Genomic DNA, 19,068 nt, shown 5'->3' on the forward strand with positions numbered 1-19,068 from the left:
CGCAGGAAACCGGCATTTGCAGGCCGGCCTCACCTGAATATCAGCACGCCTTAGGCGCCGATGGAATCCCGCATGCTCTTCAAAAGGGTCTTCGCGCCGAGCGAGATCAGCGTGTGGTCCGAGCCCATCGCGAGCAGCCGGTAGCCCATAGACACCACGCGGCCGGCAATCGCCGGCTCGATGACGTAGATCGCCGCATGCTTTCCGGCCTTGCGCGTCCGCTCGGCGATCGAAGCAACCGTCTCCATCATGCTTTCAAGCGTCGAATTGACGGTCGTTCCGTTCGACCAGGCGATTGAAAAATCCGAAGGTCCGACGAAGATGCCGTCGATGCCGGGCGTGTCGAGGATACCCTCGAGCGCCTCGAATGCCGCCCGTGTCTCGACCATCGCGAAGGCCATTGTGCGCTGGTTCGAATCGCGCAGCCATTCGGCATGGTCGCCCTTGCCGTGGCGCGGGAATGCGTAAGTCGGCCCCCAGGAGCGCTCGCCCATGGGCGGATATTTCATCGCGGCGGCGAACTGCCGTGCGTCGGCCACCGAGTTCACCATCGGCGCAATCACTGCCTCAGCCCCGAAATCGAGCGCGCGACTCGCCATGTCGAAGCGCCCGACCGGAATGCGCACCAGCGCCGGCTTGTTGGCAGCGAGCACCGGCGCGAGACCGCGCAGCACGCTGTCCTCATGGTGGCCGCCATGCTGCATGTCGAGGGTGACGGCGTCGAAATCCTGCTTGGCGATAATCTCCACCGTCAGCGCGTCCGGCACCCCGGACCAAGCGGTGAACAGCGTTTCGTCGGCGACCAGGCGGGATTTGAGCGACATCGGACCTTCCTTGATGACAACCCGCAGTTTCAGCCGGAAACGACGGCAAAGGCAAAGAAAAACCGCCCGGTTTGGCCGCGCGGTCGATTGGTCCAGCTAGAATCCGGCCTCAGGCATTCTTGATCTGCTCGATCGCCTGGGCCATCAACTCGTCCATGGTGCGGCGGATCTGATGGTCGGACTGGTTGACGCCGGCGGCATCGAAATCCTTGCGAATCTTGCGGAAGACGTCATGGTCGCCCGCTTCCTCGATGTCGGAGACGACCACTTCCTTGGCATACGCTTCGGCATCGGCGCCGAACTTGCCCAGCTTCTCGGCGGCCCAGAGGCCAAGGGCCTTGTTGCGCCGTGCCGCGGCCTTGAAGCGAAGCTCCTCGTCGAAGGCGAATTTGCGCTCAAAGCCCTCTTCGCGGTCTTTCATGCTGCTCATGGCGTCCCTCCGATCAATCCGATTCGCGTTCGCGGTGAATATGTGTGATGGGCAAGCACAAATCAAAAGGCCGCGACCCGGTCAATATACTTCGTCGCATGCTGCGCTGCGGCATTTCAATCCCGAAAGCGGTTGATTCGCCGGATTTGGCGATTGAGCAAACCAGGCGATTGCGATAACACCGGCATTGAACGCCACCGTCGCCATACTAATTTAGGCAGACGGACAGGAACCGGTCATTTGCCGCCTGCCCGCAGACCCAGAGAAAAATCAAATGAAAAATCGCCGCCGCATCTACGAAGGCAAGGCCAAGATCCTCTATGAGGGACCTGAGCCGGGCACGCTGATCCAGTTCTTCAAGGACGATGCCACCGCCTTCAACAAGAAGAAACATGAAGTGGTCGATGGCAAGGGCGTGCTCAACAACCGTATTTCCGAGCACATTTTCAACCACTTGAACCGCATGGGAATCCCGACCCACTTCATCCGCCGGCTCAACATGCGCGAGCAGTTGATCAAGGAAGTCGAGATCATCCCGCTCGAGGTCGTCGTGCGCAATGTCGCCGCCGGCTCGCTGTCAAAGCGCCTCGGCATCGAGGAAGGCACGGTGCTGCCGCGCTCGATCATCGAGTTCTATTACAAGGCCGACGCGCTCGACGATCCGATGGTGTCGGAAGAGCACATCACCGCCTTCGGCTGGGCGAGCCCGCAGGAGATCGACGACATCATGGCGTTAGCCATCCGTGTCAACGACTTCCTTTCCGGCCTGTTCCTCGGCGTCGGCATCCAGCTCGTCGACTTCAAGATCGAGTGCGGCCGCCTGTTCGAGGGCGACATGATGCGCATCGTCGTCGCCGACGAGATCTCGCCCGATTCCTGCCGGCTGTGGGACGTCGCCACCCAGGACAAGCTCGACAAGGACCGCTTCCGCCGCGATATGGGCGGCCTGGTCGAGGCGTATCAGGAGGTTGCCCGCCGTCTCGGCATCATCAACGAGAACGAGCCGCCGCGCCCGACGGGTCCGGTCCTCGTAGCCTCTTCCGATGCGCCCAAGGGCCTGAAGCACTAAATACCGACGGGCCTGCCGGATTATCGCAGGTCCACCGCCTGATCCATCACTTAGGAGTATCGATGAAAGCCCGCATCACCGTGACCCTCAAGAACGGCGTCCTCGACCCGCAGGGCAAGGCGATCGAGCATGCCCTCTCTGGATTGGGCTTCGACGGCGTCGGTCAGGTTCGCCAGGGCAAGCTGTTCGACATCGAGCTCACCGGAACTGACAAGGCCAAGGCCGAAGCCGATCTCAAGGCCATGTGCGACAAGCTTCTGGCGAACACGGTGATTGAGAATTACGCGGTGGAGATCGCCTGACAATGAAATCAGCCGTCGTCCTCCTGCCTGGCCTCAACCGCGACCGCGACATGATCGCGGCGCTGACCAAGATTTCCGGCCAGGCGCCGGCGACTGTGTGGCAGACCGACACCGAAATCCCCGATGTCGACCTGATCGCCATCCCCGGCGGCTTCTCGTTCGGCGACTATCTGCGCTGCGGCGCGATCGCGGCGCGCATGCCGGTGATGCGAGCGGTCGCCGAAAAGGCCGCCAAGGGCGTGCCCGTCATCGGCGTCTGCAACGGCTTTCAGATCCTGGTCGAGGCGGGACTACTGCCCGGCGCGCTGATGCGCAACGCCTCACTGAAATTCGTCTGCCGTCAGGTGAAGCTCGAGATCGCCAACGCCAACACCATGTTCACCCGGCACTACAAGCCGGGGCAGATCATCCGCTCACCGGTTGCACATCACGACGGCAACTACTTCGCCGACGCCGAGACGCTCGCCCGGCTCGAAGGCGAAGGCCAGGTCGTGTTCCGCTATGCGGAAGGCACCAATCCCAATGGCTCGATCAACGACATTGCCGGCATCGTCAACGACAAGGGCAATGTGCTTGGCCTGATGCCGCATCCTGAAAACCTGATCGAAGCGGCGCATGGCGGCAATGACGGCCGGGCGCTGTTCGAAAGCGCCCTCGGCATCGCGGCTTGATCCTTTAATATGCTATCGGAACGCTGGGGCGGACTGACCATGAGACTGACGATCGCTCGCCTTGCTCTCCTGGCCGTCTCCGGGCTCGCCTTGGCTTCCTGCCAGTCCAGCCCCAAGACGACGCCTGTTGCCTCAGGCAAGAGCGCCTCGCTGCTTGCAATGGAACAGGTCGCCATCTCGGCGCATAAATGCTGGATCGCCAGCAAGGATCCGGCCTTCAAGGCCTTTCAAATGGCCAACGAGCTCAACTCCTACAGCGGCACGCCGCGCTTCCTGCTCGTTCCCGCCAAGCATTATGGCGGCAAGCCGCTGCTGGTCGTGCAGGCGCAGGGCAACTCCAGCCGCGTCGACGTCTTTGGGCCACTGATGAACGAGCCGCTCGGCGCGCGCATCAGCGCGGACATCGCCCGCTGGCAGGCAGGCAACCCGTCCTGCGCGGCTGCTGCGTGAACCTGCCATGAGCCGGTTCCTGCAGATGGCGGGACTGGGTATCGGGCTTATCGGGCTCTTCTTGCAGGCCGCGATCACCATTCCGGCGTCGATGGCCGCCGGGCGCAGCCTGCTCGGCTCGATCGTCTTTCTCTTCAGCTTCTTCACCATCTTGACCAACATCGCCGCTGTGATGGTGCATGCTTCACTGCTGTCGCCCAGCGGCTTTGCCTGGTTCCCGGCCTTCGCCGGGCAGCGCATTCGCGCCGGCATCGCCGTCGCCATCACGCTGGTCTTCATCGTCTACGCGACCGTGCTGGCCGGGCTTTGGCAACCACAGGGCCTGTTCCTGCTTTGCGACATCCTGCTCCACTATGTCACGCCGTTCATCTTCGTCGTGTGGTGGCTCACTTCGGGCGCCGACGGCAGCACGCGCTGGCGCGATATCTCCTGGTGGATGATCTATCCGCTCGCCTATCTCGCCTACGCGCTGATACGCGGGTACTTCGCCGGCGAAGTACCCTACCCGTTCCTCGACGTGGCCAAGAATGGCGCGGCCAGCGTCGCCGTTTCGGCTGTGGCCGTCACCACCCTGTCCATCGGTTTGAGCGTGCTTGCCGTGCTGATCGATCACGGCATCGGCCGGTTGCGCGGAAAATCCGCAACCCGCGTCCAATCGGGCCGCCGATAGAGCAATTCCAGAAAAAGTGTGAGCGGTTTTCCTTCCGGAATTGCGCAAAAACAACGGGATAGTGCGTTCACCGTTTCTGTGAAACGGTGAGACGCGCTAGGTCATCACTCCCAGAATGACCTGATGCCTTCGCGGTGGGCGTCGCAGCGCGAGATGCCGATATCCTTGAGCTGCTCGTCCGTCATCTCCAGCAGCGCGAGGCGGCCGCGCCGCCGCTCGAGCATGCGGTCAATCTGCCTGGCGATGGAACGGAGAACAACCACCATCCGGCCGACAAAGCCGCGATGGGCCAAGGGCTCGGCCTGCGCGCCAAAAGCCCGGGGAGCGTAGCGGATTGTCTTGATTGTATCCATTGTCGTTCTGCCTTGTCTCGATTGTACCTTTCCAATCGCAGACTCGATATGAATTGACTCATCACACGTTGCAATATAGAAAATTGTCACCATGACAAATTGGCTCCCTGACCTCTCCACTGGCTCCGGTCCGCTCTATCAGCGCCTAGCTGACAGCATTGAGTCGGATATCGACAAGGGCGTCATCGACGCCGGTGCGAAACTGCCGCCGCAACGTGATCTCGCCTATGACATCGGCACGACTGTCGGCACCATCGGCAGGGCCTATCAGCTGCTGCGTGAACGAGGTCTGGTGAGCGGCGAGGTCGGTCGCGGCACCTATGTGCTTGGCCAGCGCGCCGAAGCCCCGAAACCTGACGTCGAATCTGGCTTGCAAGGCACACGCCCCATCGACGCGCCGAGCGGCAAGCTGCGCTTCGACAGCACCGCCGCGCCCGATGTCGGCCAAGGTGCCGTGATTGCCGACATCCTGGCGCGCACTGCCCAGGAACATCCGTACGAAATATCGAGCTACACGCGCGATTTTCCCGAACGCTGGTACGAGGCAGGCAGCCGCTGGTTAGCGCGCAATGCTTTCCGCCCCTCGCCCGATTCGATCGTGCCGACGCTGGGCACCCATGCCGCGGTCATGGCGGCGATCGCGGCCCTGACCATGCCCGGCGACTACGTGGTCTTCGAGCACCTCACCTATTCGCAGATCGCACGCAGCGCGGGGTTGATCGGACGACGCATCGCGCTGGTTTCGACCGACGACAATGGCATCGACCCCGATGATTTCGAGCGCGTCTGCGCGCAGAAACACCCAAAGGTCATGTTCCTGATGCCGACCGCGAAGAACCCGACGCTGGTGACGTTGTCGGCGGAGCGGCGCCAGGCGATCGCGAAAATCGCGCGCGAATACAATGTCGCGTTGATCGAGGATGACCTTTACGGCGAGCTCACTGACGATCCGACTCCGCTGCTGGCCGAATATGCGCCCGAGCGCACCATCGTCGCAGGCGGCCTGTCGAAGTCGGTCGCGGCTGGCGTGCGCGGCGGGTGGCTTTCCTGCCCGCCGGCCTACCGTCACCGCATCCGTGTCGCCCATAAGATGATGACCGGCGGCTTGCCCTTCCTGCTGGCCGAAGTCGGCACGCGGCTGGTGACGTCGGGCCAGGCGGGCGAGATCCGCAAGCGCTGCATTGCCGAAATCCAGGCGCGCCTCGCTATCGTGCGAGACGTGCTGGCAGGATTCGACTTCAAGGCGAGGGACAACGTGCCCTTCGCCTGGCTGACCCTGCCCGATCCATGGCTGTCCGGCACCTTCAAGAATGCCTGCCTGGCGCAAGGCGTGCTGATCGACGACGAGGACGAGTTCAAGGCCGGCCGCTCCGAGCAGGTCTTTCACGGCGTGCGCTTCGGCGTCTCGCAACCGCGGCAAAGCAAGGATGTCGCCGGCGGCGTCGCCGTCATCCGCCGCCTGCTCGACGAAGGCCGCGCCGGCTACGACAGTTTTTCCTGATCGAGCCTCGGGCTCCGGGCCTGCGCATCACCGGCAGGCGCAGTTTTCCGGCATTTTCGTCATCCTATGGGGTGTATCGCGCGAAAAGCTTGCGATAAGAGGAGGACTCGAAAACTCCCCTTTCCCACGGACAAAAATCGCCGCTCATGACCATTTCCAATTCCGTGCCGATCACCCCTGAGCTCGTCGCCGCGCACGGCCTGAAGCCCGACGAATACCAGCGCATCCTCGATCTGGTCGGACGCGAGCCAAGCTTCACCGAGCTCGGCATCTTCTCGGCGATGTGGAACGAGCACTGCTCCTACAAGTCTTCGAAGAAATGGCTGCGCACCCTGCCGACCAGCGGACCGCAGGTGATCCAGGGTCCAGGCGAGAATGCTGGCGTGGTCGATATCGGCGACGGCGATTGCGTCGTCTTCAAGATGGAGAGCCACAACCACCCCTCCTACATCGAGCCCTATCAGGGCGCGGCAACCGGCGTCGGCGGCATCCTGCGCGACGTCTTCACCATGGGCGCGCGGCCGGTTGCGGCGATGAACGCGCTGCGCTTCGGCGCGCCGGACCATCCCAAGACCCGGCATCTGGTCGCCGGCGTGGTTTCGGGCGTGGGTGGCTACGGCAATTCCTTCGGCGTGCCGACGGTCGGCGGCGAGGTCAATTTCGATGCCCGTTACAACGGCAACATCCTGGTCAACGCCTTCGCGGCGGGCCTTGCCAAGACCAACGCCATCTTCCTGTCGCAGGCCAAGGGCGTCGGCCTGCCGGTGGTCTATCTCGGTGCCAAGACCGGACGCGACGGCGTCGGCGGCGCCACCATGGCCTCGGCCGAGTTCGACGACAAGATCGAGGAGAAACGCCCGACCGTGCAGGTCGGCGATCCCTTCACCGAGAAATGCCTGCTGGAAGCCTGCCTTGAATTGATGGCGTCGGGCGCTGTCATCGCCATCCAGGACATGGGTGCCGCCGGTCTCACCTGCTCGGCCGTCGAGATGGGCGCCAAGGGCGATCTCGGCATCGAGCTCGATCTCGACAAGGTGCCGGTGCGCGAGGAGCGCATGAGCGCCTATGAAATGATGCTGTCGGAAAGCCAGGAACGCATGCTGATGGTGCTTCGCCCCGAAAAGGAAAAGGAAGCCGAGGCGATCTTCCGCAAATGGGGGCTCGACTTCGCAATCGTCGGCAAGACCACCGACGATCTGCGCTTCCGCGTCATCCACCAGGGCGACGAAGTCGCCAACCTGCCGATTAAGGAGTTGGGCGACCAGGCGCCGGAATATGACCGCCCCTGGGTCGAGGCGAAAAAGCCGGCGCCGCTGGCCGCAAACGATGTGCCGAAGGCGGATGTCGCGGATGCGGTGCTGAAAATGCTGGGAGGGCCGGATCTCTCCTCGCGCCGCTGGGTGTGGGAGCAATACGACACGCTGATCCAGGGCAATTCGCTGCAGCTTCCGGGCGGCGATGCCGGGGTGGTGCGCGTCGAAGGCCATCCGACCAAGGCGCTCGCTTTCTCCTCCGACGTCACGCCGCGCTACTGCGAAGCCGACCCTTACGAAGGCGGCAAACAGGCCGTGGCCGAATGCTGGCGCAACCTGACCGCCACCGGCGCGCTGCCGCTCGCCGCCACAGACAACCTCAATTTCGGCAATCCGGAACGGCCCGAGATCATGGGCCAGTTCGTCGGCGCCGTTAAGGGCATCGGCGATGCCTGCCGCGCGCTGGGCTTCCCGATCGTCTCCGGCAATGTCTCGCTCTACAACGAAACCAATGGCCGCGGCATCCTGCCGACGCCGACCATAGGCGGCGTTGGGCTGATTGCCGACTGGTCGAAGATGGCCCGCATCGGCTTTGCCGCCGAGGGGCAGATGATCGTGCTGGTCGGCGCGCCACCGAGCTGGGGCAGCCATCTCGGCCAGTCGATCTATATGCGCGACATCCATGGCCGCGCCGACGGTCCGCCGCCGCCCGTCGATCTCGCGCATGAAAAGCGCGTCGCTGACCATGTGCGCGCGCTGATCGCTTCCGGCATCGCCACCGCCGCCCATGACGTCTCGGACGGTGGCCTGGCGATAGCGCTCGCCGAAATGGCGATGGCCTCCGGCATCGGCGCCACCATTCCGGGGCTGACCGGCACCGATCCGATCCCGGTCTGGTTCGGCGAGGACCAGGGCCGCTACCTGCTGACGCTGTCGACTGATCCGCAAAGCGGCGAATGGGACAGGATCCGCCAGGAGCAGGGCAAGCTCGGCATCTTCGCCCCCTGGATCGGCACGACTGGCGGACGCGAATTGAAGCTGGGTGACGCACGGCCGATCCCGGTGAGCGAGCTGAAGGCCGCCCATGAAGGCTGGTTCCCGCGCTTCATGGACCAGGCCAGTTGACCAGAAGCATGTCTCCCGAAAGTGTGCAGCGGTTTCGGGAAGAAGACATGCTTGCGACAAAAGACCTAAATCATGTCGCATGAATCCTTTTTTGTGCGACATGATTTACCCGCCAGGGCCCTGGTTGCAGTCGTCTTCTGGCCGTCCCTGTTCTTCTTCTGGTTCCTCGGCCCGTTCGTTTTCCTGCTGCTGTCGACCACCTCGAGCGAGGTCTGTCCGCGGCTGGAAACCCGCGCCGAGTTCCTTGCCGCGGCCAACGCCGCTTTGCCGATGCTCGTCCTGCAGACACTGATCTACGCGGTTCCGGTCGTCTGCCTGGTGCTGTGGGATAGGCTCGCGCCGCAGCCGGCGCGGACACGACATATCGCGACCTGCATCAAGCTCTTCCTCGTTGCCGCGATCATCGGAGCGACTTGGGACTATGGCTCGTCTCTGGTCTGCGACGGCTATGGCCAACCCTTCTTCTCGTCCGGCTGGCGAATGACGAGCTATCTTCCGATCGTAGGCCTGCTGATCAACATTCCGCTCTACATACTGACCTTCAGCCTTGGCCGGGCCTTCTCGACCCGCGATGACATCACCGAGGACGGCGTAGTCCATTCGAAGCAGGATAATTCTTAGGCCGTTGTCGCGGACAGAACGGCTTCAATCCGGGCCGGAAAGGCTTTAGGCTCGCGAGTCAGATCATACCGGTGCTGCCTAGCTGCCCGTGCACGAGACAGGATTTTGCCATGGCAATGGATGCCCACGACATCGAAAAACTGATCAAGCAAGGCATTCCAGACGCCAAGGTGACGATCCGTGATCTCGCCGGCGACGGCGACCATTACGCAGCCGAAGTGGTGGCCGAGAGTTTCCGCGGCAAGAGCCGTGTCCAGCAGCACCAGATGGTCTATGACGCGCTGAAGGGCAATATGGGCGGCGTGCTGCATGCGCTGGCGCTGCAGACCAGCGTCCCGGACTGAGCGCATCGCCCTCAGGTTTGGCCCAAAATCGCGTTATCCCTTGCGCCATTCAAGTAGCGTCACGGCTAACGTCTTGTTTCAGCCACCCTATGGGTTTATTTGATGGACATGTTTCGAGCCTGACTCCCACAGGCGTGAAAGGATTGTCCATGACCGGCATCAGCGACTACATCGACAATGAAGTGAAGAGCAACGACGTCGTGCTCTTCATGAAGGGCACGCCCGGCTTCCCGCAATGCGGGTTCTCCGGCCAGGTGGTGCAGATCCTCGATTACATCGGGGCCGACTACAAAGGCGTGAACGTGCTCGACTCGGCCGAACTGCGCCAGGGCATCAAGGACTACTCCAACTGGCCGACCATCCCGCAGCTCTATGTGAAGGGCGAATTTGTCGGCGGTTGCGACATCGTGCGTGAGATGTTCCAGGCTGGCGAGCTGCAGGACTTCCTGGTCGAAAAGGGCGTCAGCGTGAAAGGCGCTGCCTGATTCAATCGCGCTCGCCGGCGCAGAGGCTGACCCTCCGGCCGGCAAGCATCGCCCGGGGCCGCCCCCACCTCGGCAATTATGAACCCGCATCGCGGGGATGAGACGAACCAGCGCGCCGGCAAGCCGGCGCTTGTTCGTTTGAAAGATCGGACTTTGCCGTGGACAAGCAGGTAGAAGCGTCGCAACGGGCAAGCAGTTTGCCCATTCCGCGCTGGGAATTCATCGCGCTGTGCGCAGCGCTGATGGCGCTCAACTCCCTGGCAATCGACATCATGTTGCCTGCGCTGCAGCAGATCGGCGCCTCGCTTGGCGTCGAGAGCGAGAACCACCGCCAATATGTCATCACCGCCTATATGCTTGGCTTTGGCGGCGGACAGCTTTTGTTCGGTCCCATTTCGGATCGCTTCGGACGCCGCGCGCCACTGGTCTTTGGCCTGGTTGTCTATGTCGTGGCCGCGGCTGCCGCCGCCATTGCGCCCGGTTTCGCTCTGTTGCTGACCTGGCGTCTCATCCAGGGCATCGGTGCGGCCGCAACCCGCGTCATCGCCGTCTCGATCGTGCGCGACACGTTCGAAGGCCGGCGTATGGCCGAGGTGATGTCGCTGATCTTCATGGTGTTCATGGCCATCCCCGTCATCGCGCCGGGCATCGGCCAGTTCGTGATGCTGTTTGCCAGTTGGCACTGGATTTTCGTGACCATGGCCATCGGCGCGCTGATCGTTTCGACCTGGGCTCTGCTGCGCCTGCCGGAGACGCTGCATGCGGAATATCGCCGGCCGCTCACGGTAAGCTCGGTCGTCGGCGGCTTCCGCATCGTGCTCACCAATCGGCTTACGCTTTGCTATGCCTTCGCCAGCACCTTCATCTTCGCCGCCATGTTCGGCTTCATCAGCTCGGCGCAGCAGATCTACATCGACATCTTCCATGTCGGCGAATTGTTCCCGCTGATCTTTGCCGGTGTCGCCGCCGTGCTTGCCTTCTCCAACTATCTCAATTCGCGGTTGGTCGGACAGATTGGCATGCGCCGCCTGTCGCAGGGCGCGCTGCTCATCTTCCTGTGCATCAGCCTTGCCTGGCTGGTGGTCTCGCTGGAGATGCAGATGCCGCTTTGGCTATTCGTCACTTTCTTTGCTGGCGCGATGCTGCCGTTCGGCGGACTGGGCGCGAATTTCAACGCTCTGGCCATGGAGCCGCTCGGCGAACTCGCCGGGACGGCGGCCTCCATCCTGGGCTTCATGCAGACTTTTCTCGGCGCCCTGATCGGCGCGGCGATCGGCCAGGCCTATAACGGCACGGTCACGCCTCTGGCCGCCGGCTTCTGCAGCGTCTCGGTTGCCGCCTTGCTGATGATCCTGATCGCCGAGCGGGGCAGGATGTTCCAGCCCCATAATCCCCCTGTTTCGGGGCATGTCACCGATTTGCACTAGATTGCTGCTGTCTGGCCGGGGGGTCGCCGGCCGGCGCGCGGTCTATTCCTATTCAGCCCAGAGCTCGCGACGCAGCTCTTCCCAGCTGTGCTTGTCCGGCGCGACCAGGAGGCCGCCGTCGACATGCGACGGCAGGTAGGCGCTGCCGTCGACGCGCGCGACATGGCCGCCGGCTTCCTGATGGATCAGCGCGCCCGCCAGATGATCCCAGGGCATCAGCTTGTTGTAGAGCACGAAATGCGCGTGGCCGCTCGCAAGCAGCCGATATTCATGCGCCGCGCATCGATAGGCGAATTGCGACAGCGTCTTGGTCTGGTTGCGGGCGAGCCGCGAGCGCTCAGGCTCTTCGAGGAACTGCCAGGAAACGGCGCCGGTCATCTGCGACATCGGCACCGGCGACGCGACGCGCACCTTTTCCAGCGCGCCATGCGCGTGGCGGATATGGCTGCCCGCGCCCTTGGCGCCGATTAGCCAATCCTTGCCGACCGGATCGTGGATGATGCCGGCTACGGTCTCGCCATTGACGACGACGCCGCCCATGACGCCGAACAGCGGCACGCCGGAGGCGAAGTTGAAAGTGCCGTCGACCGGATCGATGACGAAGGCAAGCGCGGCATCGCCAAGGCCGGCGAGCAGCGCCGGGTTATCGGAGCACGCTTCCTCGCCAACCACCATGGCGTCGGGATAGCGCTCCCGCAGCCTGGCGGTGATCAGCCTTTCGGCATTGACGTCCGCCTCGGTGACGAGGTCGGCGGCGGATGTCTTCTGGCGCACGTCGCCCTCGCCCAGCCGCCGGAAACGCGGCATGATTTCGGTCGTGGCCGCTTCGGCAAGAAGGTCGGCCAGCCAGTCGATCGCGCGGTCGTCAAATGTCATCGGAAATATCTTGCCCTGTGGTGAGTCGCGCATCGAGCGCGGCGAAATCGAATAGTTTTCGGTCGAGCAGGTGCGAAGGCCGCACATTGGTCATGGCGCGTATCATCGTGTCCTTGCGGCCCGGCATGCGCTTCTCGATATCGTCGAGCATCGCCTTCATGGCGTTGCGCTGCAGCCCTTCCTGGCTGCCGCACAGATCGCACGGGATGATTGGGAATTTCATGGCGTTGGCGAACCTTTCGAGGTCGGCCTCTGCGCTATAGGCGAGCGGCCGCAGCACCATGACATCGCCCTCGTCATTGAGAAGCTTGGGCGGCATGGCGGCGAGACGGCCACCATGGAACAGGTTCATGAAGAAGGTCTCGAGGATATCCTCGCGGTGGTGGCCGAGCACCAGCGCCGAACACCCCTCCTCGCGCGCAATGCGATAGAGATGCCCGCGCCTGAGCCGCGAGCAGAGCGAGCAATAGGTGCTGCCCTCGGGCAATTTGTCGGTCACCACCGAATAGGTATCCTGGTATTCGATGCGATGCGCGATGCCGTTGGCGTTGAGATAGTCGGGCAGGATGTGTTTCGGGAAATTCGGCTGGCCCTGATCGAGATTGCAGGCGAGCAGCTCAACCGGCAGCAGGCCACGCCATTTTAGGTCGAGCAGAAGCGCGAGCAGGCCGTAGGAATCCTTGCCACCCGAAAGCGCCACCAGCCAACGCTCCCCGGGCCTCACCATGGCGAAATCCTCGATCGCCTGGCGCGTCAGCCTGAGCAGCCGCTTGCGCAGCTTGTTGAACTCGACCGAGGACGGGACGTCGCGGAACAGCGGATGGAAACCGCCTTCCGCATCGTCGCCGATCGGCTCGAGGGATTTCACATCTGGCAGCATGTTCATGGTGCTGGCTCCGCGTTGTCAGCGCCCGGCTTAGCGGACCTGACCGCCAAAGAAAAGGCCGCCCCGAGAGGCGGCCTTTGATGCTGCGGCTGATTGATCCGATCAGCGCGAGTAGAATTCGACGACCAGGTTCGGTTCCATCTGCACGGCGAAAGGAACGTCCGACAGGCCCGGAACGCGGGCGAAGGTCGCGGTCATCTTGTTGTGGTCGGCTTCGATGTAGTCCGGCACGTCGCGCTCGGCGAGAGCGACCGATTCCAGAACGATCACGAGCTGCTTCGACTTCTCGCGCACCTCGATCACGTCGCCCGGCTTGCAGCGATACGAACCGATGTTGGTGCGCTTGCCGTTGACGTTGACATGTCCGTGATTGACGAACTGACGGGCGGCGAAGATGGTCGGCACGAACTTGGCGCGATAGACGATCGCGTCGAGGCGCGACTCCAGCAGGCCGATCAGGTTCTCGGAGGTGTCGCCCTTGCGGCGGTTGGCCTCTTCATAGACCTTGCGGAACTGCTTTTCCGAAACGTCGCCATAGTGACCCTTCAGCTTCTGCTTGGCGCGCAGCTGCAGGCCGAAGTCGGAAAGCTTGCCCTTGCGGCGCTGGCCGTGCTGGCCGGGGCCGTATTCACGCTTATTGACCGGGGACTTCGGGCGGCCCCAGATGTTTTCGCCGAGACGGCGGTCGATCTTGTATTTCGCGGATTCGCGCTTGCTCATCGCATTCCCTTTCAAACAATATACCCGAAACCCCATGGCTCCGGGTGAAGGAAACGCGCCCTCCTCTGGCCTCCGTTTTCGAGACCTGACAGGGTTTTCCACGCAACGCGACGGAAAACCCACGGGACACGTCAAAAGAAACCACCGGGCGTCGCCACCCGGTGTTTGGGGGCCTGTTAAACACAGATTTAACCGCTGTCAAGCTTGCGGCTGGCGACATTGAGGGCAAGCCTATACCATTCCTGCGTTGCATGCGGCGCTGGATGTGGCGGAAAGTTGCACGCCGGCGGTATCGGGGGCGGATGCGGCGTCTTCGGATGCGAACGCCCGCACATGATGAAGGGACTGGAGCAGAGGAGTGCGAATTCCCATGAAGAAATTCTTCCTTACCCTGACCGGAGCCGCCGTCCTGGCTGGGTCGATGGCGGTCATGACGCCTGAACCGGCCATGGCCAGGCATTGGCACGGCCACAAGCAGGTGTGCCGCGTCGTGGTGAAGAAAAGAGTCGTCTGGCGCCACGGCCACCGCCATGTCGTGCGCTACAAGACGAAATACTGCTGGTGGCGCCGCTAGCCTTCTTTCGGCAAGACTTCGACGGAAGCCCGCGGCCAACACCGCGGGCTTTTTCATCCGATCCCGCGATCTATGACTTCTTGCTGGGCAGGCCCTTGCGCTTAGTCTCGGCGAATTCCTCGAGCTGCTTTTCGCTCATGGAGTCATACATCTCACGCGACGCGCCTTTGAGCTCGCTCTTCTTGGTCTCACCCCGCTTGGCGGAAAGCGCTGCGCCGGCTGCCTTTTGCTGGGCTTGCGATGTGGCGGGCATGGTCGTTTCTCCTTTGCTGGAGACCAATTCCAGGAAAAGTGTGAAACGTTTTCCGTCAGGAATTGCGTCAATCAGATAGAGTAGAAACGCCGCGCTCCGGCGCCAGTTCCGGCGTCCGCAGCTTCAATCCCGGGAAGCCCGACCTTCGCTGGCAGACTTCCCGTGTCCGGAACCCCAGTGTAGGACAACGGCATGAAATCGCTGACCGATCCCTCACAGGCCCTCTCTACCGGCCTCGCGAAGATCCGCACCGAGTTCCACGTGCCGGATCGATTTCCGCCGGAGGTGATGGCTGCGGCGGAAGCGGCGGCCAAGCGTGTGCCTAGCCAGCATGCCGACCGCACCGCGATGCCTTTCGTCACGCTCGATCCGGCGAGCTCCACCGATCTTGATCAGGCCTTCTCTATCGAGGCGAGCGGCGGCGATCTCCTCTTGCATTATGCCATCGCCGACGTGGCCTGGTTCGCCGAGGACGGCGACGCGATTGATCTCGAAGCCTGGAACCGAGGTGAGACGCTTTATTTGCCGGACGGCAAGGCCGGGCTCTACCCGCCGGTGCTTGCCGAGGCTGCGGCGAGCCTGTTGCCCGATGGACCGCGTCCCTCAGTCATCTTCACGATCAGGGTTGCCGGGGACGGCGCGGTGAAGCTGGACGGCGCGGAGCGCGCCATCATCCAAAGCCGCGCCAAGCTCGCCTATGACAGCGTGCAACCCTCCGACGTTCCGGCCGGCTTCACGGAATTGGCGCGGCGCATGGCGGCAAACGAAGAGGGCCGCGGCGCTTCGCGCGTCGACCCGCCGGAACAGGAAGTGGAGAGGCTCGCCGACGGCACGTTCCGCCTTTCGTTCAGGCCGCTGCTGCAATCCGAGCAGGACAACGCCGCGCTTTCGCTGGCCGCCAACATGGCTATCGCCGATGCCATGCTGGCGCACAAGACCGGGCTGTTCCGGGTGATGTCGGGGCCGGATGCATCCAAGGTGCAGAGGCTGCGCAACGCGGCACAGGCGCTCGGCCTTTCCTGGCCGGCCTCCACCAGCCTGCGCGACTATCAGCGCACACTCGATCCGGCCGATCCGAAACAGGCCGCACTGATGCTGGAAATCCGCCGCGCGGGCAACGGCGCGTCCTACCAGCCCTACCAGGAAGGTGTTGTGCCCTGGCACGAGGCAATGGCCGCGACCTATGCGCATGCCACGGCGCCGCTCAGGCGGTTGGCCGACCGATACGTCGTGCGCTGCACGCTGGCAATCGCCAACGGCCAGCCCGTGCCGCAGGCCGTGAGCGACGCTTTCACCAGATTGCCGAAGGTAATGGGGCGAAGCGATGCCCGAGCCTCGCAGATCAACCATGCGGCTATCGACCTTGCCGAGGCGGTCATGCTCAAGGGGCACGAGGGTGAGACATTCAAGGCCGTCGTCACCGACTTCGTCGATCATGGCGTGCGCGCACAGCTTGCCGACATGCCTGTCGTTGCCAACGTGAAGGCCTACGGGCTCAGGCAGGGCGACGATCTCACGTTAAGACTGGTCTCGGCCGATCCGGATCAGCGCAGCATTGTCTTCGAGCCTGCCGCGGCCTAGCGGGCGGTCAGTCCAAAGCCCTGGATCAGCCGCCGAGTGGCGAAATCCACTTTGCCGGATGTGAAGACGGCCAAATCAGGCTCGCTGTCGCCGGACGTTTCTCCAACCGGCTCGAGCAGCGACATGGCGCGCCGAGCGATCGCTTCGGCCGGATCGATCCAGTCGACCGGCCAGGGCGCGGTCTTGCGCATGCGGTTGACGAGAAACGGATAGTGCGTGCAGGCGAGCACCACGATGTCGGTGCGGTTGCCCTCGCGCTCGATGAAACAGGGCGCGATTTCGGCGCGCACGGCTTCTTCGTCGACAAAGCCCTGGCGCATATAGACTTCGGCCAACCCCGCCAGGCGGTCGCTGCCGACCAGGCGGACATGGCATTTCTGCGCCCATTTGCTGATCAGGTCGCGCGTGTACTGGCGCTTCACCGTGCCGGGCGTCGCCAGCACCGAAACAAGCCCGGATCGCGTGCGCTCGGCGGCCGGCTTGATCGCCGGCACCGTGCCGACAAAGGGATGTCCGGGGAATTTGTCGCGTAGCGCCTCGATCACCAGGGTGGATGCGGTATTGCAGGCAATCACCGAAATCGCCGGCTGGAGACGGTCGAGCAATTTGCCGAACAGCGTAAGGATGTGATCCTTGAGCGCCGGTTCCTCCCAGGCGCCGTAAGGAAAAGCCGCGTCGTCGGCGACATAGACGAAGCGGCGATCCGGCATCAGAACGCGCGCCTCGCGCAGCACGGTCAGGCCGCCAACGCCGGAATCGAACATCAGGATGGGGCGCTGGCTTGATTGATCGCTCATTATCATCCGACCGTGAAAAGCATTCGATCCGTGATGGATCGATCGCGCTTCTATCGCGGATGATCATGGTCTTGAAGAGGCGAATGCGAGCAGCTTTTGCGCAGTCTCCATCTCGTGGATTTGGAGTCGGCTTCAGATTTCAGATCGATCCAAGCTGAAATCGTTCTGCTTCAAGGCTCATTCATATCCCGCGTTTGCCGAAGCCGGCGGGGCACGGCCTGCCGAAAGGCTGCGGCGCGGGCGGAACGCGTGCGGCTGACGCCGCGGCACGTGGCGCGGGCACAGCGGTGCGTGCAGTGCGTGTCGATGCCGGAAGCGGGCCGTCGAACTCGAAAACATCAGTCAATTCATCGATATTGCTGCCGGCGACAGACTTCGCCCAGAGGATCGCGCACCAGAGCCCGAATATCGAAAGCCCAAGCAGGTTCAGCCCGCCCGGAATGCTCTCGGGATCGTCGAATTTGACGACCAGCAGCACGCCCGCTTGCAGAAGAGCATAGACGGTGGAAAGGGCGACATAGGCCCACAGGATCCACCGGCGTCCATTGGCGTCGCGGGTGCGGCGCGATGCGAGGTTGCCGCGCAGCACGACAAAGATGAGCGACGCAATCAGGACGGCGCCTGCCATGCCCTGCCGCGCCGGGCCCGGTCCCGAATTGATCAGTCCTTGGAAACCGATCGTGCTGACAATGCAGACAACGATCACCACGGTTTCGGCGACGGCGAGACCGAGAGAGTAAAGGAAAAAGCTCAGCCGGCCAATATTGGATGTAAACATGTGCCGCCCCCACTATCGCAGCAAGGATGAGGCACAATCGAATAAAAAACGGTTACTTCAAATGCTCACAGCTTATCGATGTTAACTTTCTTCGTCTTTGGCGCGACTTCGCGCAGCCGCCGGCAGCCGCCTCGGATCATCGCCAGGCGAGCCGTCGCCGCGCGGCATGGCCGGTGAGAACCGATCGAGCGAGGAGATGATGCCGCGCAGAACCTTCAGCTCCGGCTCGGCAAAGCCCGCGCGCGTCAATACGGCGCGCAGATTGTCGACCATCTTCGGCTTCTTTTCCTCAGGACGGAAGTAACCGCGCGCTTCGAGCGCGTTCTCAAGATAGGCGAACAGGCTGTGCAGTTGCTCCTTGGTGGCCGGCACCAGCTCCGGCCCGGAGAAATTGGTCTGGGTCTCGTCGGCCAGGCCGGATTTCATCCATTCATAGGACATCAAAAGCACCGCCTGCGCGATGTTGAGCGAGGAGAAACCGGGATCGACCGGAAAAGTGACGATCTCGTCGGCGAGCCCGACCTCGTCATTATAGAGGCCAAAGCGCTCGCGCCCGAACAGGATGCCGGTGCGCTGGCCCGCCTCGACGCGTGCCCTGAGCGCCCTGCCCGCTTCCACCGGGCCACGTACAGGCTTGAAGCCGTCGCGTTCGCGCGCCGTCGTGGCGAAGACGAAGTTCAGGTCGGCAACGGCCGACGCCAGATCGTCGAAGACCCGGGTGGCGTCGATGACGTGGTCGGCGCGGCTGGCGGCCGCGCGCGCCTTCTCGCTCGGCCAGCCGTCGCGCGGATTGACCAGCCTGAGCTCGGACAGGCCGAAATTCGCCATCGCCCGCGCGACCATGCCGATATTCTCGCCGAGTTGCGGCTCGACCAGGATGATCGCCGGTCCGGCGGATGTGGTGTTGGCTCTATCTTCGATGGCTGGCATGGCTATGGGTAACCGGGGTTTGCGGCGTTTCGGCGTCCCCTGCCACATCCGGACCGGAAAATGAAGCATTCACAACGGCGGCACACGTCGATCCCGGCGTGGATCGTGGTTTGCGCGCCGAAAACGCCTTTGATATACGCTCCGCATC

23 protein-coding genes are annotated in these 19,068 nt (G+C 63.0%); 13 read left to right on the forward strand and 10 right to left on the reverse strand.

Annotated features, from left to right (window positions below):
- Positions 1 to 50: 50 nt before the first annotated feature.
- Together P9272_RS14500 and P9272_RS14505 are read right to left on the reverse strand one after the other, a co-directional pair.
- Positions 51 to 824, reverse strand: a complete 774-nt coding sequence (locus P9272_RS14500; RefSeq protein WP_128257238.1) for an HpcH/HpaI aldolase/citrate lyase family protein — start codon at positions 822 to 824, stop codon at positions 51 to 53.
- A 109-nt stretch (positions 825 to 933) separates the two neighbouring features.
- Positions 934 to 1,254 carry a DUF1476 domain-containing protein gene (locus tag P9272_RS14505; protein WP_278161061.1) on the reverse strand — a complete coding sequence of 107 codons (321 nt, stop codon included), beginning with the start codon at positions 1,252 to 1,254 and terminating at the stop codon, positions 934 to 936.
- A gap of 274 nt (positions 1,255 to 1,528) precedes the next feature.
- On the opposite strand from P9272_RS14505, the gene purC reads away from it, so the two are divergent.
- From purC to P9272_RS14530, 5 genes are all read left to right on the forward strand, one after another.
- Positions 1,529 to 2,323: a phosphoribosylaminoimidazolesuccinocarboxamide synthase gene (gene purC / locus P9272_RS14510; RefSeq protein WP_042644540.1), complete on the forward strand. Its 795-nt coding sequence runs from the start codon at positions 1,529 to 1,531 to the stop codon at positions 2,321 to 2,323.
- Between the two features lie 62 nt (positions 2,324 to 2,385).
- Positions 2,386 to 2,625, forward strand: coding sequence for a phosphoribosylformylglycinamidine synthase subunit PurS (gene purS, locus P9272_RS14515; protein ID WP_278161062.1), 240 nt, complete (start codon positions 2,386 to 2,388; stop codon positions 2,623 to 2,625).
- A gap of 2 nt (positions 2,626 to 2,627) precedes the next feature.
- On the forward strand, positions 2,628 to 3,296 hold the full coding sequence (purQ, locus tag P9272_RS14520; RefSeq protein ID WP_128257240.1) for a phosphoribosylformylglycinamidine synthase subunit PurQ: 669 nt from the start codon (positions 2,628 to 2,630) through the stop codon (positions 3,294 to 3,296).
- Between the two features lie 39 nt (positions 3,297 to 3,335).
- Positions 3,336 to 3,746, forward strand: coding sequence for a hypothetical protein (locus P9272_RS14525; protein ID WP_278161063.1), 411 nt, complete (start codon positions 3,336 to 3,338; stop codon positions 3,744 to 3,746).
- Between the two features lie 7 nt (positions 3,747 to 3,753).
- Entirely contained in the window at positions 3,754 to 4,416 is a 663-nt protein-coding gene (locus tag P9272_RS14530; RefSeq protein WP_278161064.1) for a Pr6Pr family membrane protein, read from the forward strand.
- Positions 4,417 to 4,520: 104 nt separating this feature from the next.
- Here P9272_RS14530 and P9272_RS14535 read toward each other — a convergent pair whose 3' ends face one another.
- Positions 4,521 to 4,769: a DUF1127 domain-containing protein gene (locus P9272_RS14535; RefSeq protein ID WP_128257243.1), complete on the reverse strand. Its 249-nt coding sequence runs from the start codon at positions 4,767 to 4,769 to the stop codon at positions 4,521 to 4,523.
- 91 nt (positions 4,770 to 4,860) lie between these two features.
- On the opposite strand from P9272_RS14535, the gene P9272_RS14540 reads away from it, so the two are divergent.
- The 6 genes from P9272_RS14540 to P9272_RS14565 all read left to right on the forward strand — a co-directional run bounded on the left by P9272_RS14540 (position 4,861) and on the right by P9272_RS14565 (position 11,525).
- The gene (locus tag P9272_RS14540; protein ID WP_128257244.1) at positions 4,861 to 6,270 is read left to right on the forward strand and encodes a PLP-dependent aminotransferase family protein; all 1,410 of its coding nucleotides are present in this window, start codon (positions 4,861 to 4,863) and stop codon (positions 6,268 to 6,270) included.
- 146 nt (positions 6,271 to 6,416) lie between these two features.
- A complete protein-coding gene (gene purL / locus P9272_RS14545; protein ID WP_278161065.1) occupies positions 6,417 to 8,648 on the forward strand; it encodes a phosphoribosylformylglycinamidine synthase subunit PurL in 2,232 nt (743 codons plus the stop codon).
- A 72-nt stretch (positions 8,649 to 8,720) separates the two neighbouring features.
- Positions 8,721 to 9,269 carry a hypothetical protein gene (locus P9272_RS14550; protein WP_278161066.1) on the forward strand — a complete coding sequence of 183 codons (549 nt, stop codon included), beginning with the start codon at positions 8,721 to 8,723 and terminating at the stop codon, positions 9,267 to 9,269.
- 110 nt (positions 9,270 to 9,379) lie between these two features.
- Positions 9,380 to 9,613, forward strand: a complete 234-nt coding sequence (locus P9272_RS14555; RefSeq protein WP_128257247.1) for a BolA family transcriptional regulator — start codon at positions 9,380 to 9,382, stop codon at positions 9,611 to 9,613.
- A 149-nt stretch (positions 9,614 to 9,762) separates the two neighbouring features.
- Positions 9,763 to 10,098 (forward strand): Grx4 family monothiol glutaredoxin, encoded by a 336-nt coding sequence (gene grxD, locus P9272_RS14560; protein ID WP_040981263.1) that lies wholly within the window; start codon positions 9,763 to 9,765, stop codon positions 10,096 to 10,098.
- 158 nt (positions 10,099 to 10,256) lie between these two features.
- Positions 10,257 to 11,525, forward strand: coding sequence for a multidrug effflux MFS transporter (locus P9272_RS14565; RefSeq protein WP_278161067.1), 1,269 nt, complete (start codon positions 10,257 to 10,259; stop codon positions 11,523 to 11,525).
- A gap of 48 nt (positions 11,526 to 11,573) precedes the next feature.
- Here P9272_RS14565 and P9272_RS14570 read toward each other — a convergent pair whose 3' ends face one another.
- The 3 genes from P9272_RS14570 to rpsD form a co-directional block, all read right to left on the reverse strand.
- A complete protein-coding gene (locus P9272_RS14570) occupies positions 11,574 to 12,401 on the reverse strand; it encodes an inositol monophosphatase family protein (protein WP_278161068.1) in 828 nt (275 codons plus the stop codon).
- Entirely contained in the window at positions 12,391 to 13,281 is an 891-nt protein-coding gene (gene ttcA / locus P9272_RS14575; protein WP_278161108.1) for a tRNA 2-thiocytidine(32) synthetase TtcA, read from the reverse strand. Before ttcA ends, P9272_RS14570 begins: the two co-directional genes overlap by 11 nt.
- Before the next feature lie 108 nt (positions 13,282 to 13,389).
- Complete coding sequence (rpsD, locus tag P9272_RS14580) at positions 13,390 to 14,007, reverse strand: 30S ribosomal protein S4 (RefSeq protein WP_040981269.1); 618 nt, start codon at positions 14,005 to 14,007, stop codon at positions 13,390 to 13,392.
- A 370-nt stretch (positions 14,008 to 14,377) separates the two neighbouring features.
- Here rpsD and P9272_RS14585 point away from each other — a divergent pair, with 370 nt between their 5' ends.
- Complete coding sequence (locus P9272_RS14585) at positions 14,378 to 14,581, forward strand: hypothetical protein (RefSeq protein ID WP_126060593.1); 204 nt, start codon at positions 14,378 to 14,380, stop codon at positions 14,579 to 14,581.
- 70 nt (positions 14,582 to 14,651) lie between these two features.
- Here P9272_RS14585 and P9272_RS14590 read toward each other — a convergent pair whose 3' ends face one another.
- Positions 14,652 to 14,834, reverse strand: coding sequence for a DUF3008 family protein (locus P9272_RS14590; RefSeq protein WP_278161069.1), 183 nt, complete (start codon positions 14,832 to 14,834; stop codon positions 14,652 to 14,654).
- Between the two features lie 192 nt (positions 14,835 to 15,026).
- On the opposite strand from P9272_RS14590, the gene P9272_RS14595 reads away from it, so the two are divergent.
- The gene (locus tag P9272_RS14595) at positions 15,027 to 16,415 is read left to right on the forward strand and encodes an RNB domain-containing ribonuclease (RefSeq protein WP_278161070.1); all 1,389 of its coding nucleotides are present in this window, start codon (positions 15,027 to 15,029) and stop codon (positions 16,413 to 16,415) included.
- On the opposite strand, the gene murI is transcribed toward P9272_RS14595, so the two are convergent.
- The 3 genes from murI to P9272_RS14610 form a co-directional block, all read right to left on the reverse strand.
- Complete coding sequence (murI, locus tag P9272_RS14600; RefSeq protein ID WP_278161071.1) at positions 16,412 to 17,212, reverse strand: glutamate racemase; 801 nt, start codon at positions 17,210 to 17,212, stop codon at positions 16,412 to 16,414. The genes P9272_RS14595 and murI overlap by 4 nt on opposite strands.
- Positions 17,213 to 17,393: 181 nt before the next feature.
- Entirely contained in the window at positions 17,394 to 17,990 is a 597-nt protein-coding gene (locus P9272_RS14605) for a hypothetical protein (protein ID WP_278161072.1), read from the reverse strand.
- An 81-nt stretch (positions 17,991 to 18,071) separates the two neighbouring features.
- Complete coding sequence (locus P9272_RS14610; RefSeq protein ID WP_278161073.1) at positions 18,072 to 18,920, reverse strand: RNA methyltransferase; 849 nt, start codon at positions 18,918 to 18,920, stop codon at positions 18,072 to 18,074.
- Between the last annotated feature and the right edge of the window lie 148 nt (positions 18,921 to 19,068).

It is taken from the genome of Mesorhizobium sp. WSM4976, assembly GCF_029625685.1.
Classification (GTDB): Bacteria; Pseudomonadota; Alphaproteobacteria; order Rhizobiales; family Rhizobiaceae; genus Mesorhizobium.